The organism is Paenibacillus sp. GD4 (genome assembly GCF_030846225.1).
Taxonomy (GTDB): domain Bacteria; phylum Bacillota; class Bacilli; order Paenibacillales; family NBRC-103111; genus Paenibacillus_G; species Paenibacillus_G silviterrae.
The window spans coordinates 679,429-698,992 of the sequence record NZ_JAVCYK010000001.1 but is presented as its reverse complement, the minus strand read 5'-3'; the positions used below and the strand labels follow the sequence as shown (position 1 = coordinate 698,992).

General features: G+C 51.3%; 23 protein-coding genes. 20 read left to right on the top strand and 3 right to left on the bottom strand.

Annotated features, from left to right (window positions below):
* The first annotated feature begins 27 nt into the window (after positions 1–27).
* The 16 genes from RAC89_RS03290 to RAC89_RS03215 all read left to right on the top strand — a co-directional run bounded on the left by RAC89_RS03290 (position 28) and on the right by RAC89_RS03215 (position 14,378).
* Positions 28–441, top strand: a complete 414-nt coding sequence (locus RAC89_RS03290; protein WP_284640430.1) for an Asp23/Gls24 family envelope stress response protein — start codon at positions 28–30, stop codon at positions 439–441.
* A gap of 89 nt (positions 442–530) precedes the next feature.
* Positions 531–1,091: an alkaline shock response membrane anchor protein AmaP gene (amaP, locus tag RAC89_RS03285; protein ID WP_284640428.1), complete on the top strand. Its 561-nt coding sequence runs from the start codon at positions 531–533 to the stop codon at positions 1,089–1,091.
* 15 nt (positions 1,092–1,106) lie between these two features.
* Positions 1,107–1,346: a DUF2273 domain-containing protein gene (locus RAC89_RS03280; protein WP_284640426.1), complete on the top strand. Its 240-nt coding sequence runs from the start codon at positions 1,107–1,109 to the stop codon at positions 1,344–1,346.
* A gap of 55 nt (positions 1,347–1,401) precedes the next feature.
* A complete protein-coding gene (gene nusB, locus RAC89_RS03275; protein WP_284640425.1) occupies positions 1,402–1,866 on the top strand; it encodes a transcription antitermination factor NusB in 465 nt (154 codons plus the stop codon).
* A gap of 35 nt (positions 1,867–1,901) precedes the next feature.
* Positions 1,902–2,768: a bifunctional methylenetetrahydrofolate dehydrogenase/methenyltetrahydrofolate cyclohydrolase FolD gene (gene folD, locus RAC89_RS03270; RefSeq protein ID WP_306611703.1), complete on the top strand. Its 867-nt coding sequence runs from the start codon at positions 1,902–1,904 to the stop codon at positions 2,766–2,768.
* Positions 2,769–2,771: 3 nt separating this feature from the next.
* Positions 2,772–4,151 carry an exodeoxyribonuclease VII large subunit gene (gene xseA, locus RAC89_RS03265; RefSeq protein ID WP_306611701.1) on the top strand — a complete coding sequence of 460 codons (1,380 nt, stop codon included), beginning with the start codon at positions 2,772–2,774 and terminating at the stop codon, positions 4,149–4,151.
* On the top strand, positions 4,126–4,377 hold the full coding sequence (xseB, locus tag RAC89_RS03260) for an exodeoxyribonuclease VII small subunit (protein WP_306611699.1): 252 nt from the start codon (positions 4,126–4,128) through the stop codon (positions 4,375–4,377). The genes xseA and xseB overlap by 26 nt, the downstream gene beginning before the upstream one ends.
* Positions 4,374–5,282 (top strand): polyprenyl synthetase family protein, encoded by a 909-nt coding sequence (locus tag RAC89_RS03255; RefSeq protein ID WP_306611697.1) that lies wholly within the window; start codon positions 4,374–4,376, stop codon positions 5,280–5,282. The genes xseB and RAC89_RS03255 overlap by 4 nt, the downstream gene beginning before the upstream one ends.
* A 199-nt stretch (positions 5,283–5,481) precedes the next feature.
* The gene (gene dxs, locus RAC89_RS03250; RefSeq protein WP_306611696.1) at positions 5,482–7,368 is read left to right on the top strand and encodes a 1-deoxy-D-xylulose-5-phosphate synthase; all 1,887 of its coding nucleotides are present in this window, start codon (positions 5,482–5,484) and stop codon (positions 7,366–7,368) included.
* Between the two features lie 52 nt (positions 7,369–7,420).
* Entirely contained in the window at positions 7,421–8,260 is an 840-nt protein-coding gene (locus RAC89_RS03245) for a TlyA family RNA methyltransferase (RefSeq protein WP_306611695.1), read from the top strand.
* A 64-nt stretch (positions 8,261–8,324) separates the two neighbouring features.
* Positions 8,325–8,792 (top strand): hypothetical protein, encoded by a 468-nt coding sequence (locus RAC89_RS03240; protein WP_306611694.1) that lies wholly within the window; start codon positions 8,325–8,327, stop codon positions 8,790–8,792.
* Between the two features lie 31 nt (positions 8,793–8,823).
* The gene (ahrC, locus tag RAC89_RS03235) at positions 8,824–9,273 is read left to right on the top strand and encodes a transcriptional regulator AhrC/ArgR (protein WP_284640410.1); all 450 of its coding nucleotides are present in this window, start codon (positions 8,824–8,826) and stop codon (positions 9,271–9,273) included.
* 48 nt (positions 9,274–9,321) lie between these two features.
* Positions 9,322–11,019, top strand: coding sequence for a DNA repair protein RecN (recN, locus tag RAC89_RS03230; protein ID WP_306611692.1), 1,698 nt, complete (start codon positions 9,322–9,324; stop codon positions 11,017–11,019).
* A gap of 153 nt (positions 11,020–11,172) precedes the next feature.
* Positions 11,173–12,504, top strand: coding sequence for a SpoIVB peptidase (spoIVB, locus tag RAC89_RS03225; RefSeq protein ID WP_284644900.1), 1,332 nt, complete (start codon positions 11,173–11,175; stop codon positions 12,502–12,504).
* Positions 12,505–12,714: 210 nt separating this feature from the next.
* Entirely contained in the window at positions 12,715–13,521 is an 807-nt protein-coding gene (gene spo0A, locus RAC89_RS03220) for a sporulation transcription factor Spo0A (RefSeq protein ID WP_306611691.1), read from the top strand.
* Between the two features lie 389 nt (positions 13,522–13,910).
* Positions 13,911–14,378: a C40 family peptidase gene (locus RAC89_RS03215; RefSeq protein ID WP_306611690.1), complete on the top strand. Its 468-nt coding sequence runs from the start codon at positions 13,911–13,913 to the stop codon at positions 14,376–14,378.
* 56 nt (positions 14,379–14,434) lie between these two features.
* On the opposite strand, the gene RAC89_RS03210 is transcribed toward RAC89_RS03215, so the two are convergent.
* On the bottom strand, positions 14,435–14,620 hold the full coding sequence (locus tag RAC89_RS03210; RefSeq protein WP_284640402.1) for a DUF2524 domain-containing protein: 186 nt from the start codon (positions 14,618–14,620) through the stop codon (positions 14,435–14,437).
* A gap of 107 nt (positions 14,621–14,727) precedes the next feature.
* Positions 14,728–15,042: a hypothetical protein gene (locus RAC89_RS03205; protein ID WP_284640400.1), complete on the bottom strand. Its 315-nt coding sequence runs from the start codon at positions 15,040–15,042 to the stop codon at positions 14,728–14,730.
* Between the two features lie 168 nt (positions 15,043–15,210).
* On the opposite strand from RAC89_RS03205, the gene RAC89_RS03200 reads away from it, so the two are divergent.
* Positions 15,211–15,567 carry a carboxymuconolactone decarboxylase family protein gene (locus RAC89_RS03200; RefSeq protein WP_284640399.1) on the top strand — a complete coding sequence of 119 codons (357 nt, stop codon included), beginning with the start codon at positions 15,211–15,213 and terminating at the stop codon, positions 15,565–15,567.
* Between the two features lie 45 nt (positions 15,568–15,612).
* Here the strand turns inward: RAC89_RS03200 and RAC89_RS03195 are convergent, their stop codons facing one another.
* Positions 15,613–15,870, bottom strand: a complete 258-nt coding sequence (locus tag RAC89_RS03195) for a DUF2627 domain-containing protein (RefSeq protein WP_306616031.1) — start codon at positions 15,868–15,870, stop codon at positions 15,613–15,615.
* Positions 15,871–16,025: 155 nt separating this feature from the next.
* On the opposite strand from RAC89_RS03195, the gene lpdA reads away from it, so the two are divergent.
* The 3 genes from lpdA (at position 16,026) to RAC89_RS03180 (ending at position 19,564) form a co-directional block, all read left to right on the top strand.
* Entirely contained in the window at positions 16,026–17,447 is a 1,422-nt protein-coding gene (gene lpdA / locus RAC89_RS03190; RefSeq protein WP_306611688.1) for a dihydrolipoyl dehydrogenase, read from the top strand.
* 123 nt (positions 17,448–17,570) lie between these two features.
* Entirely contained in the window at positions 17,571–18,581 is a 1,011-nt protein-coding gene (locus RAC89_RS03185; protein ID WP_284640393.1) for a thiamine pyrophosphate-dependent dehydrogenase E1 component subunit alpha, read from the top strand.
* A 2-nt stretch (positions 18,582–18,583) separates the two neighbouring features.
* Positions 18,584–19,564 carry an alpha-ketoacid dehydrogenase subunit beta gene (locus tag RAC89_RS03180; protein WP_284640392.1) on the top strand — a complete coding sequence of 327 codons (981 nt, stop codon included), beginning with the start codon at positions 18,584–18,586 and terminating at the stop codon, positions 19,562–19,564.

The following is a 19,564-nucleotide window of genomic DNA, read 5'->3' as shown; positions in this document are numbered from 1 at the left end:
CATTAAACTTGGAGGAGGACACAATCCATGAGTATCATTGCTGCGGATTATGAGAAGACCGAGATGGGCACGATTCAGATCGCTCCAGAGGTGATTGAGATCATTGCGGGAATGGCCACGGTTGAGGTGCCGGGAGTAGCGGGAATGAGCGGCGGATTCGCCGGAGGCATTGCTGAGCTTCTCGGACGGAAGAACATGTCCAAAGGCGTGAGAGTCGAGGTAGGGCAGCGGGAAGCTTCCATTGACGTGTCCGTCGTTATCGAATTCGGCACTCGTATTCCTGAGGTGGCAAGTGCGGTTCAACAGAATGTGAAGAACGCCATCGAGTCGATGACAGGGCTTCACGTCGTACAAGTGAATGTGCATATTCATGATGTGATTTTTAAAGGCGCGGAGAAGCCGGTGGAAGATATCGAAGTGACCCCGAATCGCGTGAAATAAAGCAAGTTCAAAGACCCGCATATCGTAAGGTGGAACCCCCTGCTCAAGTACAGGGGGTTTCCGCCATATAACGGAAGGAGTCAGGCCCCGTGGTCAAAGTATTGGACAGACTATTACTTGTGCTGTACAGCCTCGCTGTACTTCTCGTTTCGCTCGTAGTACTAACTGCTGCCTTCGGTCTGATTTCGTTTAACCAAGCAGGAAACTTCGCGCATGACGTCTATTATGATTTAGATACGGCGCTAGTATTCATTTCGGCAACCGTAATTATTGCCTTGCTGAGCATTCGTTTCCTGTATATCTCCCTTCGCAGGGGAAGAGCGGCGGTGCCTTCGATCGATCAGCGCAACGAATTCGGAGATATCCGGATTTCCCTGGAGACGGTAGAAAATTTGTCGCTTAAGGCGGCGAACCGTACGCGCGGAGTTCGGGATCTGCGTTCCCGTGTCAGAGTGAACCAGGCTGGGCTGGAGCTCGAAATTCGCGCAATCGTAGAGGGAGACAGCCCGATACCGCAGCTTACGGAAGAGATGCAATCGAACGTGAAGCAGCACATTGAAGACATTACCGGCATTCCTGTGGCTTCGGTTACGGTGTTTATTGCGAATATCGCGCCGTCGTCACCAACCTTCAAGAGTCGAGTGGAATAGAGGTGAGCTCCCGGGATGTGGAAGCAATTGTGGGAACGGCTACTCGAGAATCATCGGGGGAAGACCCTAGGTTTTCTGGTCGGCATCATCCTGGGCTTTATTTATTTGGTCTGGGGACTGTGGGATATGTTAATCTTTGCCCTAATCGTATATACTGGATATTATATAGGGAAAAAGATCGACCGGAATGAGCCGGTGTTTCCCGCTGAAGACACTTGGCGCTGGCTGATGGACAGATGGAGATTGTTCCGATAACATCCTTGGGTTACGCCTAAGGGTGTTTTTCTTTAAGCGACAGAGGAGGCCTATGATGAGGCGTAGATTAGCAAGAGAATTGGCAGTGCAAAGCTTGTACCAAATGGAAATGAACGAAGTACCGCTCCGGGAAGCGATCGTGCATGTTATCGAAGAAGCGAGTAACGAGGACGAGGCACAGCTTACCAAGGAAAAGGATCAGATTGCCCCTCAGTTCGTAACGGAGCTCGTGGAGGGTACGGTGCAAAACAAACAGCAAATCGACTCGCTGCTGGCCGATTATTTGAAGGGCTGGCAAATGGATCGTCTGTCCCGGGTGGATCGGGAGATTTTGCGCTTGGCTACATACGAGATGGTGTATCGCGAAGACGTCCCGCCTAAGGTAGTAGTGAACGAAGCCATCGAAATGGCCAAAAACTTCGGTACGGAGGAATCCGGTAAGTTCGTAAACGGCGTCCTAGGCAAAATGATTAAGGACCTGGACAAGCTGCGGGAGAAGCCGGTAACGGAGCAGCCATAACATTATTGAGATAAGGGTAAAGGGGGAGCCATATCATGTCTGCACATGTTGTCAACGGAAAGGAAATCGTGAGCTCATACCGGGCTGATATTAAGGAGCAGGTGGAGCAGCTGAAGGAGCGGGGAATCCAGCCGGGTCTGGCTGTCGTCATCGTCGGAGACGATCCTGCTTCTCACGTATATGTACGTAACAAAGCGAAGGCCTGTGAAGAAGCGGGAATGCATTCCGAGGTGTACAAGCTCCCTGAGGCCACTCCGGAATCGGAAGTGATGGAGCTGATCGGGAAGCTGAACCGGGATGACAAAATTCACGGCATTCTGGTGCAATCGCCCTTGCCGAAGCATATCAACGAAGAGCGGCTGGTGGAGGGGATTGCTCCCGAGAAGGATGTCGACTGCTTCCATCCGGTAAATGTAGGGAATTTGGTCATCGGCAAAGAAGGGCCGGCTCCTTGTACGCCTGCCGGAGTGATCGAAATTCTGAAAAAAGAAGGCGTCGAGATCGCCGGCAAACACGCCGTCGTAATCGGACGAAGCAATATTGTAGGCAAGCCGATGGCACTTCTGCTGCTTAGAGAGAATGCGACTGTAACGGTCTGTCATTCCCGTACGGAAAATATGGAAGAGATCACACGTCAAGCCGATATTCTCGTTGCTGCTGTCGGCAAAGCGAAGATGATCAAGAAAGAGCACGTGAAACCAGGCGCTGTCGTCATTGACGTAGGGATCAACCGTCTGGATACCGGCAAGCTGGCGGGCGATGTCGATTTTGACGATGTGGTAGATACGGCCGGTATCATTACGCCGGTACCGGGCTGCGTCGGTCCGATGACGATCACCATGCTGCTCCGCAATACGCTGGAGTCTGCCGCTCGCACGGCCGAAGCTCAAGTGAGCCGATAACTCATGAAGGATCAGCGGCAAATTCTCTCTATTAAAGAGCTGAACCGATTCATCAAAATGCTGCTGGAGAGCAACAACCGGCTACAGGATGTGTGGGTGAGGGGAGAGATTTCGAACTTCACGCACCACTCCAGCGGGCATATGTATTTTACATTGAAGGATGCCGACAGCAGGCTCAAGAGCATCATGTTTGCTTCGCATAATCAAAGGCTCGGCTTTATTCCCAAGGAAGGCAGCAAGGTACTTGCTTGCGGGAACATTTCCGTCTATGAACGCGACGGGGCTTATCAGTTCTATGTGACCCAGATGCAGCCGGACGGGATCGGCAGCTTGTACCTTGCCTTCGAGCAGCTGAAAAAGAAGCTGGAGGCTGAAGGGCTGTTCGCCAAGGAGCGCAAGAAGCCGCTGCCGCGGTTTCCCCGGGCGATCGGCGTCATTACCTCCCCGACAGGGGCCGCGGTTCGCGACATTATGATTACGCTGCAGCGGCGGTATCCTTCCGTCCCCATTTTGCTGCACCCTGTGCTGGTACAGGGTACGCAAGCAGCTCCTTCCATCGTGAAAGCGATTCAAACGATGAATGCAAGGCAGGAGGTCGACGTTCTCATCGTCGGCCGCGGCGGCGGGTCGCTTGAGGAGCTGTGGGCCTTTAACGAAGAAGCGGTGGCCCGTGCCATTTACGCTTCGGCTATACCGATCATATCCGCTGTCGGTCACGAAACGGACTTTACAATCGCTGATTTTGTAGCAGATTTACGCGCGGCCACGCCTACGGCTGCTGCGGAATTGGCCGTGCCGCATCAGCTGGAGCTGAAGCAGCAGCTAAGCTATATTCAGCAGCAGCTTTACGGAGGGCTCAGCAAGCAGCTCAAGCAGCGGCAGGAGCAGCTCAAGCGGCTTCAGAGCTCTCCCTATCTTCAGAATCCGAAACGTCAGCTGCTGGTTCAGCCAATGCAGCGTCTTGACCGGCTGAAGGACCAGCTGCAGTATAAGATGACCTCGCGTATGGCCAAATCCCAGGAGAAATTGATGCGGACGGAACGGAGACTGGCGGCGTTTAATCCTAAAGATCAGGTTCTTTTTGCACGTAAACGATTGGCAGCAGCGGGCCATAGCTTACGGCAGTCCATGCTGGCGGTTCATAAGGAAAAGCAGCGTGAGCTGGCTTCCGCCATGAGACATTTGGATGCCCTTAGTCCGCTCAAGATTATGCAGCGAGGGTACGGACTCGTATATGATGAGAAGGAAAAGCAGTTGATTAAATCGGTAGAGCAGGTGCAGATCGGTGATGTAATTAAGCTCCGGCTCATCGACGGCCGGGTTGACTGCCATGTTTGGTCGATGGAGGAGAAGAGGAATGACAAACCAGGAAACAACACCTAGCTTTGAGGAAGCCATGGATCAGCTGGAACGCATCGTCGCGATGCTGGAAAGCGGAGATGTTCCTTTGGAGAAAGCGATTGAGCTGTTTCAGGAAGGGATGAAGCTGTCCCAGCTGTGCGGCCAGAAGCTGGAGCAGGTGGAGCGCAAAATTGAAGTGCTGCTGGAGCAGGAAGGCGGACTTGTGAAGAAGCCGTTCCAGCCCGGGGCAGAGGGTGAAGCGCGATGAGCACGGAAACGGCACAGATTCAAACGTATTTGGCGGAGCAGGCAGCCTTGATTGAGAAAGAGCTGGCCGGTTCTCTGCCGAGCGACTGGAAGGTACCGGCTCCTCTAAGAGAAGCTATGATGTACTCTCTGCTCGCAGGAGGCAAGCGTCTAAGACCGGTTATGGTACTCGAAGCGGCGAAAGCGCTCGGGGGGGATGAGAAGGCGGCGCTCCCCGTCGCATTGGCAGTAGAGATGATCCACACGTATTCCTTGATCCATGATGACCTTCCGGCAATGGACAATGACGATTACCGCCGCGGCAAGCTTACGAACCATAAGGTTTACGGGGAAGCGATGGCCATTCTGGCCGGGGATGCTCTGCTGACCCATGCCTTTTATTCGATCGTTCAAGCCTATCGTACTCACGGGGTTTCGGCGGAGAGCGTTGCCGATATCGTAGAAGAGCTATCCCGTCTCGCTGGTGCACATGGCATGGTGGGCGGCCAGGCGGCCGATATGGAGGGAGAGCAGGGCGTTACCAGTCTGGAGCAGCTGGAGTACATCCACTATCACAAGACAAGTGATCTGATCGTCTTCTCGCTGAAGGCGGGCGGGCGTATTGCTTCGGCTTCGAAGGAACAGCTGGCTGCGCTCGAGCGGTTCGGCTCGAATCTTGGGCTTGCTTTTCAAATTCAAGATGATATTCTCGATCTAGTGGGCGACGAACAAAAGCTGGGGAAGCCGGTACAAAGCGATGTCAAACAGCAGAAGGTCACTTACCCTTTCTTTATTGGTATTGAGGCCTCCCAAGCGAAGGTCGAAGAGTTGACCAGACAGGCGAAGCAGGCTATTATCGAGGCGTCCTTCCCGCATCCGGAGAGACTGCTCCAAATCGCCGATTTCTTGATGCGGCGCGATCACTAAACGGCTGCTTGTACAACTTTTGTACTAAGATTGATTTGAGACGTTGCTTCCGCGTATGCTATAATGAGGAAAGTCTGGAGTTACAGGAGATTTGCACATCGCAATGAATATCATTTCCTTACACCCTAAGTTCTCCCACCGTTCGGGAGAATTTTTATATCGTTTACGACAACAACCTATGGAAAGCGAGGAAACGTGAGTGCTGCTTGATCTGATACATCAACCTGAAGACCTGAAGCGCTTCTCCCCCGATCAGCTGGAGCAACTGGCTGCAGAAATCAGACAGTTCTTGGTGGAGAAGCTTTCGGTCACCGGCGGACATCTCGCTCCTAACCTGGGTGTAGTCGAATTAACGATCGCCCTGCATTATTTATTTAACAGTCCGCAGGACAAATTTATTTTTGACGTGGGTCATCAATCCTACGTACATAAGATTCTTACCGGACGGAAAGACCGTTTCGATACGCTTCGCAAATACAAGGGACTATGCGGCTTCGTAAAGCGCTCCGAGAGCAAGCATGACGTGTGGGAGGCGGGACACAGCAGCACCTCCTTGTCCGCTGCGATGGGGATGGCTACGGCCCGTGATCTGAAGGGTGACAATAACAGGGTAGTGGCGATTATCGGTGACGGTGCTCTTACAGGCGGTATGGCCTTGGAGGCACTTAATCATATCGGACACGAGAAGCGCAACCTGATGGTCATCCTGAATGACAACGAGATGTCCATTGCTCCCAATGTAGGGGCTCTGCATAATTATTTAGGAAAAATTCGTTCTGATAAGCATTATGTCAAGGCGAAGGAAGAAGTAGAGCATCTGATCAAGAAGATTCCCGCCATCGGCGGAACGTTGGCCAAGACGGTAGAAAAGCTGAAGGACAGCCTTAAATATTTGCTCGTTTCCGGCGTCCTCTTCGAGGAGCTAGGATATACGTACTTAGGACCGATAGACGGTCATAATCTTCCGTTAATGCTTGAGACGCTGCGTCAGGCGGACAGCATAACAGGACCCGTATTGGTTCATGTCATTACAACCAAAGGAAAGGGCTATTCGCCGGCTGAGGAGGATTCGCATACTTGGCACGGGATTAGCCCATACAAGATCGAATCGGGCCAAGTGCTGAAGACGGCAGGACCTCCGATGTATACCGAGGTGTTCGGTAATACGCTGATAGAACTGGCTAAGAAGGATCCTCGGATTACGGCCATCACACCGGCGATGCCGGGTGGCTCGGGGCTGCTGAAATTTGCGCAGCAATTCCCCGATCGCATGTTCGATGTAGGAATCGCGGAGCAGCACGCGGCTACATTCTCAGCAGCGCTGGCCAGCGAAGGAATGAAGCCGGTATTCGCTGTTTATTCGACCTTCCTGCAGCGTGCCTACGACCAGGTAGTACACGATATATGCCGTGCTAACCTGAATGTAATTTTTGCCATTGACCGTGCCGGCTTCGTCGGGCCGGACGGGGAGACGCATCAGGGCGTCTATGACATCGCGTATCTTCGCAGCATTCCGAACATGGTGCTGATGATGCCTAAGGACGAGAATGAGCTTCGTCACATGATGAGGACGGCCGTTGACTACAACGACGGACCGATTGCGATAAGATATCCGCGTATTAATGGCTTAGGGGTGTCCATGGACGAACCGATGACGCCGCTGCCGATTGGATCCTGGGAGGTGCTGCGTCAGGGTGATGCGGCTGCCATTCTCGCGATGGGACCGATGCTTCCAGTCGCTCTGGAAGCGGCGGAGCTGATGAGCAAGGAAGGCCAGCAGGTCCGCGTCATTAACGCACGGTTCATCAAACCGATGGATGAAGCGATGCTGCTTCAGCTGGCGAAGGAGGATCTGCCGATCATTACGCTGGAGGAAGGCTCTCAGCAAGGCGGCTTTGGCAGCGCGGTGCTCGAGTATTATTCCAACCAGAACCTATACGGTATGCGTGTGAAGATCATCGGCATTCCGGATTATTTCGTCGAGCACGGCTCGGTGAAGGAGCAGCGGCAAGAGGTCGGGCTAACGTCCGAGAGACTCGTCACGGAGCTTCAGTCGTTAGTACCCCGTAAACGTCAAAGAGCTTAGCCGACTAACTGGCATTTCCGCAGCATAATAACTGGTAGGAGCAATTCCATTCATGGCAGCAGATAAAGAACGGCTTGATGTCCTGTTGGTGGAACAGGGTTTATTTGATACAAGAGAAAAGGCGAAGGCTGCTATTATGGCAGGTCTGGTGCTGGTGGATGACGAACGCATCGACAAGGCGGGAACCAGAATCGCAAGAACCGCCCGCATTATCGTGAAGGGGGCGCTACACCCCTACGTCAGCCGCGGCGGACTCAAGCTTGCGAAAGCATTGGAGCAATTCAAAATTGATCTTCAGGGCGTTATTATGCTGGATATAGGAGCATCGACTGGAGGCTTTACGGATTGCGCGCTTCAGAACGGGGCTTCCTATGTATATGCCATTGACGTCGGATACAATCAGCTGGACTGGTCGATCCGTAATGACGCCCGAGTCCATGTCATGGAGCGGACCAACTTCCGCTACATGACGCCGGAGGATCTTAAGGGACCTTCCCCTACGTTTGCGTCCATCGACGTATCGTTTATTTCGTTAAAGCTCATTCTTCCTCCGCTGAAAGCACTGCTTACAGCGGAAGGAGAGGTCGTGGCGCTGATTAAACCGCAGTTTGAAGCCGGGCGCGAGAAGGTAGGCAAGTCCGGCGTGGTTCGCGACCCTTCCACCCACAGAGAAGTGTTAGAGTCGACGCTGGCCTTCGCCGCGACTGCCGGCTTTACCTTGAAGGGACTTACGTTCTCTCCGATCAAAGGCGGAGAAGGAAACGTAGAGTTTCTGGCTTATTTCTCTGTAAACCCGAATACGGAGCAGGCAATCGGTCCTGAGGAACAGGAACGACTCATACAGCAAGTGGTCAGCGAAGCGCAAAACCTGCAAAACTCATCCCTCGGATGAGTTTTTTGGCGTTTTTAAGAGGAGAATCCGGTGATGTCAGCGAATACTAATCCGAGGTGATTCTATGCAGAATGGAGACGGGGTCGTCATTTTTCTGCTCATAGCGGCGCTTGCGGCTTGGCTCATTTTGTACATCAGAAGGAAGATGCAGGAAACGGTTGAGGCAGGAGGACCGATCGGTCTGATCCAGGAAGAGGAAGTTCCTGAGGATGAAGCGACGATATTGCTTGAGGAGCGTGGATACCGAACCGTCTGCGGGAAGAAGCGAATTCCTATTGATATTCAGGTCAACGGGTTCGAAGAGCTTCAAAGCCGGTTGTTTTTGGATTATATTGTAGAGAAGGACGAGCAATATTATGTGGTAAAGCTAGCCAAGGAGCGAAAGCCGATGGAGATGACCGGCAGCTCCGTACGAGAGCACCTGCTCATATATCAGTATATTGTCCCGAGGATGAACGGAGTCATTTATGTACAGCTGGCCGCAAGGCAAATCGATGTTTTCGAGTTTCGCACGGAGCTAACGGATTTATAATCATAAGCCCGTAAAGGGCAGGAGGCTTTGCATGAAAGGTCAACGACATATAAAGATACGTGAAATCATTACGAATAACGAAATCGAAACGCAGGATGAGCTGGTGGAGCAGCTTCGCGCAGCGGGGCTTCATGTAACGCAGGCAACCATTTCACGTGATATTAAAGAGATGCATCTCGTGAAGGTCCCTCTTGAAGACGGACGCTATAAGTATTCTATGCCGGCCGATCAGCGCTATAACCCGACGCAGCGGCTCAAGCGGGCGCTGAACGACCATTTTATGCACATTGATTATACAGAGAATCTGGTCGTTCTCAAAAGCTTGCCTGGAACCGCTAATGTCATAGGCGCATTGATCGACAGCCTGGAATGGAATGAGATCATGGGAACGATTTGCGGTGATGATACGATTTTGATCATCTGCCGCAACAAGGAGCATAGCACGCACGTCGTGAATCAAATTTTGGGGATGCTTAGCTAATCTTCATAAGAGTATGCTGAGTGATTTCATTAAGAGGTGTAATCAAACATGCTGCTGGAGATGACCATACGGAATTTGGCGGTAATCGAAGAGGTCCATTTGCATTGCAAGCAAGGCTTTCATGTCCTGACGGGGGAGACGGGTGCAGGGAAGTCGATCATTATTGATGCCTTAAGCCTGATTGCAGGGGGGCGCAGTTCCTCGGATTTGGTTCGTTACGGTAACGACAAGGCTACAATCGAAGCGCTGTTTCAGTTGGACGGCAAACACCCGGTCAGGGAAGTTTTGCGCAGAATGGGTATAGAAGCGGCTCCGGAGGAGCATCTTATCATTCGCAGAGAAATAACGGCGCAAGGAAAAAGCACGAGCCGTATCAACGGGCAGCTCGTGAATTTATCCATGCTGAAGGAAGTTGGCGAATATTTAGTCAACATTCACGGTCAGCATGAGCATCAATCCTTATTTAAGGTGGAAGAACACATACGTTGGCTGGATGCCTTCGGGGAATCGCAGATTCGCCCGAAAAAGCAAGCCTATCAATTGATATATGACGAGTATATGCAAATTCGCAAGGAGCTTAAGGATTTGCAGGAAACGAGTCAGCAATCGCTGCAAATGATGGATTTATATCGCTTCCAGATGGAGGAAATCAGCTCGGCAAAGCTGAAGCCGGGGGAGGATGAAGCACTATTGGAAGAGCGGAAGAAGCTCTCCAATGCCGAGAAGCTGTATCAGAACGCCGCGGATGCTTATGAGCTTTTGTACGGGGGCAAAGGGGTCGGACTTGACGCGATAAGCCGAGCTGTACAGAAGCTGCAGGATATCGCCGCATTGGATAATACGCTGCAGCCGCTGGTGGAGCAAGCGCAAGGAGCATTCTACCAACTGGAGGATGCCGCTTATCAGGTGCGCGATTATCGCGATAATATCGAGTTCAATCCGTCGCGGTTGGATTATATCGAGCGACGTCTGGATACATTGTCTTCCTTGCGAAGAAAATACGGGGATACGGTCACCGACATCCTTGCCTATTTGCAAAAGATTACGCAGGAGCTCGACAAAATCGAGAATAAGGACGAGAAGCTTCAGCAGCTGCAGAAGCAGGAGAAGGAAGCCAGGGAGCGGCTTCAGGTTACTGCCGCCGAGCTGACGAATGCCAGAGGGCTTGTGGCCTTGCAGCTAGCCGACGAGATTGTTAACGAGCTGCGCGATCTCCAGATGGAGCGCACGCAGTTCAAGGTTCAAATTGCACCGCTCCAGGAGCGGTTCACTCGCGACGGCGCAGATCAAGTCGAATTCCTTATCTCGGCGAACCCTGGGGAACCGCTGAGATCGTTAAGCAAGATTGCCTCAGGCGGTGAGATTTCCAGGGTTATGCTAGCGTTGAAGTCCATTTTTGCCCGTGTCGATCAAATTCCTGTATTGGTCTTTGACGAAGTCGATACGGGGGTCAGCGGACGCGCGGCGCAAGCGATTGCGGAAAAGCTGTCGGTGCTTTCTAGGGAATGCCAGGTGTTCTCCATTACCCATCTTCCTCAAGTGGCCTGTATGGCCGACGCGCATTATTACATTAATAAAATGACCGATGGAGACCGGACCTTTACCCGAATCGACGACCTGCCGCTGCAGGGACGAATCGGTGAGCTGGCCCGGATGCTCGGCGGCGTGGAGGTCACGGGCAAAACCATGGAGCACGCGAAAGAAATGCTGAACCTGGCCGACGAAAAGAAACGGCAGTTGGCATAATATCTCGTGGCATCATTTTAAAGTTATAAAACAAAAGGCGAGGGGTTACCTTAAAGGTACACAAACGGCGGTACTGCCAAAGCAGCCAGGCCGGGCGCACACATCAGCAGCCCAAGTGCCGCTAAACAAAGGAAGCAAGGGAGCGTGAGCGAATTGAGTTCCAACCAGAGAAAAAGATTGATTGGATTAATGCTCGTCCTCTTCGTTTGTTTGGGTAGCCTATCCTCGCCTTTCCGTAGTTTTGCCTCATTCCCCGAGGAAATTCGCCTTTTCACAGGCCAGCAAACCAATTTGCAACTGGACATGCCCGTTAGTGCACAGGTGACGCTGAACCACCCGGAGATCCTGAAGGTCAACGGCACGGCTAAGCACTCATTCCAAGTGGATTTACATCATCCGATTTCGGTGGAGTCTTACAAAGCAGGGCAAGCGGAAATGAAGCTGAAGTTGTTCGGTAAAATTCCGTTGAAAACCGTCAAGGTAAACGTGGTTCCCGATCTTAAGGTTATTCCCGGAGGTCAAACGATCGGCGTGAAGCTGAAGTCGGCAGGTGTGCTTGTCGTGGGTCATCACTTGGTTTCTGTTGCGGAGGATAAAAAAATTTCTCCGGGAGAGGAAGCAAAAATCCAGCTTGGCGATTTGATTGTAAAGATGAATGGGAAAGCTATTACCGATGTCAGTAAAGTGGCGGATTTGGTGAAGGCGGCCGGCGAAGCGAAGAAGCCGCTCGAGTTGACAGTTCAACGCAATGGGCAAACCATCGATATTCCGTTGCAGCCCGCATATGATGTTGTGGACAAAGCTTACCGTCTAGGACTATATATTCGTGACTCGGCAGCCGGAGTCGGCACGCTGACCTTTTATGCCCCGGATCAGGGCGTTTACGGCGCTCTAGGGCACGTTATAACCGATATGGATACCCAAACCCCTATTGTTGTCGGCGGTGGGGAAATCGTGCACTCCAATGTGACGTCGATCTCCAAGAGTCAGAACGGGGAGCCTGGGGAGAAGCGGGCCCAATTCTCTAAGGAAAGCAAAGTGCTTGGGAATATTGAGAAGAACACGCAGTTCGGTATCTTCGGTAAAATGTACGGGGCCCCTGATCACAGCTTAACGAATCAAGCATTGCCGGTAGCCTTTGCTGAAGAGGTGAAGGAAGGTCCCGCTCAAATTTACACGGTGCTAGGCGGACAAAAGGTCGAGAAGTTCGATATCGAGGTTGTTCACGTAGCGAAGCAGGATTTCCCCGCGACCAAAGGGATGGTCATTAAAATTACGGACCCCCGATTGCTTGATAAAACGGGCGGAATCGTTCAGGGCATGAGCGGCAGTCCGATTATTCAAAACGGTAAAGTGATCGGCGCGGTAACTCATGTATTCGTGAATGACCCGACAAGCGGCTATGGCTGTTTCATCGAATGGATGCTGCAGGATGCCGGCATCATGCTAAGACCATCGCAAGGATCAGAACTAAAGGCGAGCTAAATGCCTTTGGTTCTTTGCTTTTTTTAGGGGATGAAAGGGGCTTTTGTCGAAAAATGTATAAAGATGAAGTAAATTATTCATTATATCGAATAATTGAAAAAAAATCTAGAAAAATAATTATCGACAGAAGGAATTGTATTAGACATGTCGAAAGTATACTATAGGAAAAACATGCTAAGTAATTGTCGACTTTGAAGGGAGAGCTTACCGTTGCAAACTATTGAAGTTCTGTTAGCTGATGATAATCGTGAATTTACAAACCTCCTATCCGAATTTATTGATGATCAGGAAGATATGCGGGTGACCGGCGTTGCTTATAACGGAAATGATGTGCTCCGTTTAATTGAACAGGGCCAGCGGATTCCTGATGTTTTGATTTTAGATATTATCATGCCTCATCTAGATGGATTGGGCGTGCTTGAGAAGCTCCGTGAAATGGACCTGAACCCTCAGCCTAAGATCATCATGCTGACTGCTTTCGGTCAGGAGAACATTACTCAGAAGGCAGTACAGCTCGGCGCATCGTACTACATTCTTAAGCCGTTCGATATGGAAATTTTGACAAATCGCATTCGTCAGCTGGTGGCTCCTAATCAATCCACCATGCCGATGATGACCAGCTCTTCCTCGATGAAGACAAATGTCGTTCAGCTGCCGAAAGGAAAAAATTTGGATGCGAATATCACCACCATCATCCATGAGATCGGCGTGCCTGCACACATCAAGGGCTATCAATACTTGCGCGAAGCGATCACGATGGTGTACAACAATATTGAAATTCTAGGCGCGATCACGAAGACGCTGTATCCGGCGATTGCCGAAAAGTACAAAACCACGCCGAGCCGCGTCGAGCGTGCCATTCGCCACGCGATTGAAGTCGCATGGACGCGCGGCAACATCGACAGCATCTCCCACCTGTTCGGGTACACCATCAATATCAGCAAGGCGAAGCCGACGAATTCCGAATTCATCGCCATGGTCGCCGATAAGCTGCGGATTGAGCATAAGGTGTCGTGAAAGGGTAAGGAGGAGTGAGCGAGTAAGTAATGACCCAATGAACCTATATGGTTTGTTGGGTCATTTTTTATTGGGGCAACGACCGGTTTTTCAATCTGCAAATGCATGCGTTTACACGTTACCAGCTCTCCAGGTTTAGGTACAAAATGGAGATAATCATGGTGCATCATGGAGCTGCTGGTGGAAAGTTACAGGACAATAGAGGTAATTTATGGGGAAAAATGCGCTTGTCCGGGACTGCTGGGAATAACGCTCAATCCTTTGTTCTCAAGGTGTTCGCTATGTTGGCAACACGGATTTCATACGAATCTGGTAAATGCTGTGGGGTTTTGCCTTTTGCGGATGTGTGCTACCATCGTTACACATTCCAACAGAAAGGATGAGTACCCTTGATAAAAAAGCTAGCTTTAAGTGTTCTGGTATCCGCCGCCTTTTTCTCTGCAGCTGTGACTCCTCAGGAGGTATCTGCTTATTCTGTATCGGAAGCTAATGATATTATCTCTACCGGAAAGCGCTATCTAGGTACACGTTACCAATTCGGAGCCGATTACGGGCAAACGCGTACGTTTGATTGCTCCAGCTTCGTGAAGACCGTTTACGCCAAGAACGGCGTCTATTTGCCCCGTTCCTCCCGCGAGCAAGCTCAGAAAGGATATTGGGTCGCCAAGCGCAACTTGAAAAAAGGGGATTTGATATTTTTCAAAAGCGCGGGGTCTTCCTCCAATCGAATTACGCATGTAGCGATTTATGCGGGGAATGATCGTCTGCTTCATACGTATGGCGCCGGCGGCGTCCGTTACAGCGACTTTAACAGTTATTGGGACAAGCGTTACGTGAAAGCGAAGCGCGTTTTATAATCCGAATAAAGAAAGCCGCGTCCTCCAAAGTGAGAGTCGCGGCGATCCATTCGAAGCTAAGGACGAATATCGCATTTGTTTTTAATAAAGTGAATTTGATTTTCCAGACGGTTCATCAGATCCTTCGTTTCCTTATCAGGATTCACGCTTGTAGCCTGCATGGTAGCCAGCTCATGCTGAAGCTGTTCCAGATCTTGACCGGCATTAGAGCAGTCATAGTTGCTTTCCAGGTTGTTGATCATACAAGTACATACCCCCATACTCAGCTGAAGTTAAAAGTACATCCTTAGTATGGGTTCATCCGTCGATTGTATCCCAAAGGCGGTAATGCAATAACAGGATAGAGTGGTTACTTCAACACGGATACCTCATGCCGCTTGTCCTCCTCCTGCCCCGCGGCATACGTTTCCTCCGCCCATTCCAGCCATCCCTCAGGCAAGTATTCCTTAAGCATCTCTAGGTTGTCTTGATGAGTTTGCGCTAACTCAAGCAATAACCTTTCGTATGTTTCCAGAATGCCTTGAAAATCGAGTCCGATATCGTCCAACAGCAAATCCTTCAATGCTTTGTCATTGTCAGAGAAGCTTCGCGCCACCAACCCGTCAAAAATTTCCGTAATCCGTCCATCCTGAACACGAACAATTTTTTGACATGTTTTTTGCATTGAATCTACTCCTTGCGCTAGGATAAGCTTGATTATAACATAGGACAAACTAGGTTATTGTAGAAATTTGTAACCGCTTACGTGTTATTTTGTAAAATTTGTTGTTTGCTGTATATGCTCTTTGTCGTAAGGGAACGGTAATGGGAGAAGGTAAGGAGGTCTTATTAAATGAATCAAGCAGCGATGCATCAAAAGGTTGATTCCTACAAGATCGGCGTAGGCCACATGAAAGAACTTATGCCGGCCATGGTGAACACATACCATGATTTTACAGGTGCTTGTTTTGCCGGCGGCGCGCTCGAGGAGAAGCAAAAGCACTTAATTGCGCTGGGGATCAGCTTGTTCGCCAATAACGAAGTATGCACGTACTATCATGTTCAAGAAGCATTGTCCAAGGGTGCAACGGCTCAAGAGATCACCGAAGCTACGGCCGTTGCCGCGGCAGTGGGCTCAGGGCATACCTTGTCTCAAGGCGTAACTCGGGTGCAGCAGGCGCTGGACGGGCTTGCTACCATTAAACAGTAGGCAGGCGGGCATAAAAAAAAAGGAGTTGCTTGCGGCACAGCCAAGCTACTCCTTTTTGCGTTTGGCCCGAAAGCGGGGTGCTACATAATTGCGCTTGCGGTCCCGAAAGAACGTCCAGCCTCCGATGAAAGCGACACCTAGGCCGAACAGGACGAAGCCGAGCAGAAATTTGCCCCAAAGCACGGAGCCCGTATCAAACTGCGCGAACCAGGCGTCCTTCATGGCTAAGAAGCCATAGGTGGCCGTAATGCCCGGAACGACGAGCAGCATAATGGCAATAAAACGGTAAAAAACGGCTTGCATCATCATCCCTCTTTACTTGAAATTCTTCCCCTACGTTATCATAAAATCAAGAAGTTTTCATGTGATTTTCGCAATTCGACAAGAAATAGACTATATTTCTCCGGTGAAATCAGGTTAAAATAGAAAGAATCATAGTCCTTAGGAGGAATGACTGTATGTCACAGGCTTATGATGTCATCGTCTTAGGCGGAGGCACCGGCGGGTACACGGCCGCGATTCGCGCGGCGCAGCTCGGGAAAACCGTAGCGATCGTTGAACAGGACAAGCTCGGCGGCACATGCCTGCATCGCGGGTGTATCCCCAGCAAAACGTTGCTGCGGAGTGCGGAAATGTTCGCGGCCATGAAGGAAAGCGAAGCCTTCGGCATTTCGGTTGAATCGGCCAAGCTGGATTTCGGCAAAGTGCAAAAGCGCAAAGCTGCGATTGTGGAACAGCTCCACAGCGGCGTTCAATATTTGATGAGGAAAAACAAAATCGATGTTTACCACGGGAAGGGTCGGCTGATTGGGCCGTCTATTTTTTCGCCCAGAAGCGGAACTGTTTCCGTTGAGCTGCCGGATGAGGAAATATTAAACCTTGTGCCGCAGCATCTGATTATTGCCACAGGCTCCCGCCCAAGAAAGCTGCCGGGTCTCGAGGCGGACGGCACCGTTGTGCTGACCAGCGACGAAGCACTGCAGCTTGAAGAGCTGCCGAAGTCCATTCTCATTGTCGGCGGAGGCGTGATCGGAGTGGAGTGGGCATCGATGCTGAATGATTTTGGCGTAGAGGTCACGGTCGCGGAATACTCTTCAAGGCTGGTGCCGACGGAAGACGCGGACATTTCCCGAGAGCTCGAGCGATTATTGAAAAAACGCGGCGTCCGTGTACTCACGAATGCGAAGGTGCTGGCGGAAACCTTGGTTACAAGCTCCGAAGGGGCAGTCTTGTCAGTGGAGACAAAACGGGGCTTGCAGGAGCTCCGTGTAGAGAAGGTGCTGTTGTCCGTCGGACGTGAAGCCAATATCGACTCCATTGCACTTGATAATACCGATGTACGCGTAGAGAACGGCTATATTCGGGTCAATGAGCACATGCAGACCGCAGAGAATCACATTTATGCGATAGGCGATTGCATCGGAGGCTTGCAGCTCGCTCATGCTGCAGCTCATGAAGGGATTACAGCGGTTGAGCACTTGGCTGGACGACAGCCGCATTCTTATGGCGCACATCAGATCCCGCGCTGCATTTATACGAGACCGGAGATTGCAAGTATCGGCTATACCGAGCAGGAAGCGCTCGACAAGGGGTTTGATATTAAGACGAGCAAGGTTCAATTCAAGGCACTTGCGAAAGCTATGATTCTGGGAGACAATGACGGCTTCGTGAAGGTCGTTGCGGATCGGAAAACGAATGATATTCTCGGCGTGCATATGATAGGGGCACATGTGACGGATTATATTTCGGAGGCTGCTTTGGCACAGCTGCTGAATGCAACGCCTTGGGAGGTAGGCCGCACGATTCATGCTCATCCGACGCTGTCGGAGATTCTTGGTGAAGCGATGCTGGCAGTGGACGGACAAGCCATCAATTTATAAAACTAACGTTTAAGAAGCTTGGGGCGTATCTTTTAAAATTGTTTTCATAATCTATTCCGTTTATAATATAATAATTGTATCTTAGTATTAGCACCAGGTATTAAAAAAGGAGGCGTTCGCCCCATGTCCATCGGTCAATTAACAAAGCATCGACAGCTTGGGCTTACCGACCATCAAGCCATCGAGATGTATACATATATGCTGAAGGCCCGAATGTTCGACGAACGGGGGTTCGTTCTGCAGCGCTCGGGAAAAATTGCCTTCCACGTCTCCGGGATCGGACAGGAAACGGCGCAAGTCGGGGCTGCGTTTGCCTTAGAGCGGGGGACGGATTATTTTCTTCCCTATTACCGCGATTATGCCTTCGTCTTATCCGCAGGGATGTCCTTGAAGGAACTGATGCTTTCAGTTTTCGCGAAGGCAGAGGACCCAAGCAGCGGAGGCCGGCAAATGCCCGGACATTTCAGCCATAAGAAGCTGAATATCGTAACAGGCTCCAGTCCGGTCACAACGCAGGTGCCTCATGCAGTGGGCTTTGCCCTTGCCGCGAAGCTGAAGCGCAAGAGCTTCGTTTCCTTCGCGACGTTCGGCGACGGGTCGAGTAATCAGGGAGATTTTCACGAGGGCTGTAATTTCGCCGGAGTGAACAGGCTTCCTGTGATTTTCATGTGCGAAAACAATCAATATGCGATTTCGGTGCCTTTACATAAGCAGATGGCCGGGAGCATCGCAGAACGCGCAGCAGGCTACGGTTTTCCCGGCGTGAAGGTGGACGGACGCGACCCGCTTGAGGTGTACCGGGTAGTGAAGGAAGCGAGAGAGCGCGCTCTTCGCGGGGAAGGACCTACGCTGATCGAAGCTGTAATGTACCGTATTTCGCCCCATTCGACCTCGGACAACGATATGCTGTACCGCACCAAGGAAGAAGTAGAGGAAAATCGCTTGAAGGACGGCTTGCCGCGATACCGGCAGTATTTGTTGGATTGCGGCATTTGGGATGAGGAGCAGGACGCGCAGCTGGTTGCGGCGATTAAGCAGGAGCTGACCGAAGCAACGAACTATGCTGAGCAGGCGCCGTTTCCAAAGCCTGAAGATACATTGAAGCACGTATATGCCGAGGAAGGGGGGCGGTAGCAGTGGCGGTTATCACGTATTTGGAAGCGATTCGGACGGCCATGCAGGAAGAAATGGAGCGCGATGAGAACGTCTTCGTGCTTGGAGAGGATGTCGGCAAAGGCGGTGTCATGAATGCTACAAAAGGACTGAGGGATCAGTTCGGCGAAGAGCGTGTCATGGATACCCCGCTTGCCGAATCCGCCATTGCGGGAGTTGCCATCGGAGCGGCGATGTACGGCATGAAGCCGATCGCGGAGATGCAGTATGCCGATTTTATTTTTCCGGCGACGAATCAGATTATTAGCGAAGCGGCACTGATCCGCTACCGCTCCAACAACGATTGGAGCTGTCCGGTGGTCGTCCGGGCTCCGTATGGAGCGACCGGCGGCGGAGCACTTTATCACTCTCAATGTCCTGAGGGGGTATTCTTCGGAATTCCAGGCTTGAAAATCGTGGCTCCGTCAGATCCCTACGATGCCAAAGGTCTGCTGAAGGCAGCTGTGCGCGATGCCGACCCGGTCCTGTATTTTGAGCATAAGAAGTGTTACCTGGGGATTACGGGAGAAGTGCCGGATGAGGATTACATTGTACCGATCGGGAAAGCCGCGGTGAAGCGGGAAGGGACCGACGTCACCGTCATTTCCTACGGCATCACGGTGCAGTATGCGCTGAAAGCGGCGGATGAGCTGGCGAAGGAAGGCATCAGCACGCACGTGCTCGACCTGCGTACATTACAGCCGCTGGATAAGGAAGCGATTCTGGAGGCTGTTGCCAAGACCGGCAAAGTGTTGATCGTCCATGAGGATAACAAGACCGGCGGTGTTGGCGGCGAGGTGTCGGCGATTATTTCCGAAGAGCTTTTCTTTGAGCTGGATGCGCCGGTTACGCGTCTGTGCGGACCGGATGTTCCTGCCGTAGGCATGAATCCGCCGATGGAGAAGTTTTTCCTTTTAAACTCGGATAAGATCAAGGATGCCATTCGGAAGCTGGCTCAATTCTAA